Raw genomic sequence first — 2,335 nt, 5'->3', positions numbered from 1 at the left:
GGGCTGGGCTGGGGCGGGCTGCCGCGCTGGCTGATATCAGACGACCTGGCGAGCGGCCGGCTGGTCGAGATCGACCTCGAATCCTTCAGGGAGGTGAGCTCGCCGCTGTTTGCCATGCATCGCAGCGATCGCAGCCCGAAGCCGGCGGCGGCCTGGCTGATCGACCAGTTCAAGCGCCAGCTCGGCTGCTTCAACGAGTTCGAACCGGGCGAGGTGCCGGATGAGGAGCACGAGACAGCCCATCGATCAGCGCCATGAGCACGGCGCGGTAATCTTGCGCTGAGGCGCCGGCCTCGATGGCCAGGGCGGCACGGTCGCAGGCGGAGCCGAGCAGTGCTGTCAGCGCGTCGGCCGGCAATCTCGTCATCGTCTGCGCCCGCATCGCCGCGACCAGCCCTTCGCGCAGAGAGCGGTTGCCGTGGCGATTGTCGATCGCGTCCATGGCGGCGCGGCCAAGCACGGCCGGGCCGTCGAGCAGCAGCAGCCGCGTGCGTCCGGGCGCGCGCATGGCGGCGAGATAGGCGTCGGAGCCGGCAATCAGCGCGTCATGGGCAAACAGCGATGGCGGCGAGGCGCGCTCGATCTCCTCGGCGACCGCTGCCGCCTCCTGCTCGACCACGGCAGCAAACAGTGCCTGCTTGTCGGCAAAATGATGGTAGAGCGCGCCGCGCGTCACGCCGGCGGCGGCGACGATCTCCGGCGTGCCGGTCTCGGAATAGGATTTCTCCGTGAACAGCTTTCGCGCCGCGGCAATCAGGTGGGCGCGCGTGGCTTCGGTGCGGTCGCGGTTGGAACGACGCGCGAAATCTTGTTGCATACATGCAGCCTGTATGTTAATTCGGTTTACATGCAGACTGTATGTTAATTGACGGGAGAAGGAAAGATGAAGACCACGAGCTATTACCCGGTGCTGATGACCGGCGACGTCGCCGGCACGGCGGCCTTTTATGTGAAGCATTTCCGCTTCCAGCCCCTGTTCGAAAGCGACTGGTATGTGCATCTGCAATCGGGGGAGGACAGAAGAGTCAATCTCGGCATCGTCCAGGGCGACCATGAGACCATCCCGGAAGAGGGGCGGGGCCGCGCTTCGGGCCTGCTGATCAATTTCGAGGTTCGCGACCCGGACGCTGTCTATGAGCGCGTCGTCGCCGCCGGCCTGCCGATCCTGCGCTCGCTGCGCGACGAGCCCTTCGGCCAGCGCCATTTCATCACCAAGGACCCCAATGGCGTGCTGATCGACGTCATCAAGCCGATCCCGCCGAGCGAGGCGTTTCTGGCGCAGTATGCGGAAGGGGTGGCGGGAGCCTGAGCGCCCGCCTCAACTGGCCCTTGCCACCGGCGTCACCGTCACCTGGCTGACACCGGTGCGGCGCACGACGGTGCACAGCGTCTCGCGGCCGATGCGTTCGGCGTCGAGCATGCGCACCAGGTCGTCGACGCCGGTGACAGGACGGCCGTCGATGGCGGCGATGATGTCGCCTTCTTTCAGGCCGGCCTTGGCCGCCGGGCCGTCCTTCTCGACGCTGCGCAGGCGAACCGCCGTGCTGGTCGAGACTTGCGACAACAGGGCGGCGCGGCGCGGCAAACTGGCAGTGTCGGCCGAGACGCCGATGAAGGCGCGGCGGACACGGCCGAAGCGGATGATCTCCGAAATGACGAAATTGGCGGTGTTGGAGGCGACAGCGAAGGCGATGCCCTGCGCGCCATGGATCATGGCGGTGTTGACGCCGATCACCTCGCCGGCCGACGAAACCAGCGGCCCGCCGGAATTGCCGGGGTTGAGCGCTGCGTCGGTCTGGATGACGTCGTCGATCAGCCGGCCGGTCGAGGCGCGCATGGAGCGGCCGAGCGCCGAGACGACGCCGGAGGTGACGGTCCATTCAAAGCCGAGCGGATTGCCGATGGCGATGGCGATCTGGCCGCGCCGCAGCCGCTTGGAATCGGCGAGCGGTGCGACATCGGCAAAGCTGCCGTCGGCGCGCACCAGCGCGATGTCGGTGTCGGGATCGCGGCCGAGCACGCGGCCTTCGCGGGAGGCGCCGTCCGGCATCGAGACGCGCACTGTCCTGGCATCGCCGACGACGTGGAAATTGGTGACGACCAGTCCGTCCGGCGCGATGACGAAGCCGGAGCCGTGACCGCCCTGGCCGCCGACGCGTTCGATGCGGCAGACGGCCGGGCCGATGCGGTCGACGGCGTCCGCAACGGTCGTCGAATATGCGTCGAGCAATGTATCGTCAGGTTCGAATTTGGCTGCGGCGAGGGCCATGGAAGGGCTCCGTATTTTTCGGGCGAAAGGATGATTTTTTTCCTGTGCGCGTCGTTGTCCCAAAAC

General features: G+C 66.9%; 4 protein-coding genes. 2 read left to right on the top strand and 2 right to left on the bottom strand.

Annotated features, from left to right (window positions below; translation table 11 throughout):
• Positions 1 to 258, top strand: a 258-nt coding sequence (locus EN994_RS27645) for a LysR substrate-binding domain-containing protein (protein WP_245466096.1), incomplete at its 5' end; no start/stop codon positions are given.
• Here the strand turns inward: EN994_RS27645 and EN994_RS27640 are convergent.
• Positions 191 to 817 (bottom strand): TetR/AcrR family transcriptional regulator, encoded by a 627-nt coding sequence (locus EN994_RS27640; protein ID WP_063168769.1) that lies wholly within the window; start codon positions 815 to 817, stop codon positions 191 to 193. The two genes, EN994_RS27645 and EN994_RS27640, sit on opposite strands and share 68 nt — an antisense overlap.
• Before the next feature lie 66 nt (positions 818 to 883).
• Here EN994_RS27640 and EN994_RS27635 point away from each other — a divergent pair, with 66 nt between their 5' ends.
• Positions 884 to 1,309 carry a VOC family protein gene (locus EN994_RS27635; RefSeq protein WP_013530166.1) on the top strand — a complete coding sequence of 142 codons (426 nt, stop codon included), beginning with the start codon at positions 884 to 886 and terminating at the stop codon, positions 1,307 to 1,309.
• Positions 1,310 to 1,318: 9 nt separating this feature from the next.
• Here the strand turns inward: EN994_RS27635 and EN994_RS27630 are convergent, their stop codons facing one another.
• Positions 1,319 to 2,269, bottom strand: coding sequence for a trypsin-like peptidase domain-containing protein (locus EN994_RS27630; protein WP_013530167.1), 951 nt, complete (start codon positions 2,267 to 2,269; stop codon positions 1,319 to 1,321).
• Positions 2,270 to 2,335: the final 66 nt, after the last annotated feature.

It is taken from the genome of Mesorhizobium sp. M7A.F.Ca.CA.002.09.1.1 (assembly GCF_003998555.1).
GTDB lineage: Bacteria > Pseudomonadota > Alphaproteobacteria > Rhizobiales > Rhizobiaceae > Mesorhizobium > Mesorhizobium ciceri.
Note: the sequence above shows the minus strand (reverse complement) of the source record. Positions and strands in the feature narration are given on the sequence as shown.

What these genes read in the sequence shown, in the direction of transcription:
- EN994_RS27630 (WP_013530167.1), bottom strand. Translation starts at nt 2,269, where the DNA reads ATGGCCCTCGCCGCAGCCAAATTCGAACCTGACGATACATTGCTCGAC.
- EN994_RS27640 (WP_063168769.1), bottom strand. Translation starts at nt 817, where the DNA reads ATGCAACAAGATTTCGCGCGTCGTTCCAACCGCGACCGCACCGAAGCC.
- EN994_RS27635 (WP_013530166.1), top strand. Translation starts at nt 884, where the DNA reads ATGAAGACCACGAGCTATTACCCGGTGCTGATGACCGGCGACGTCGCC.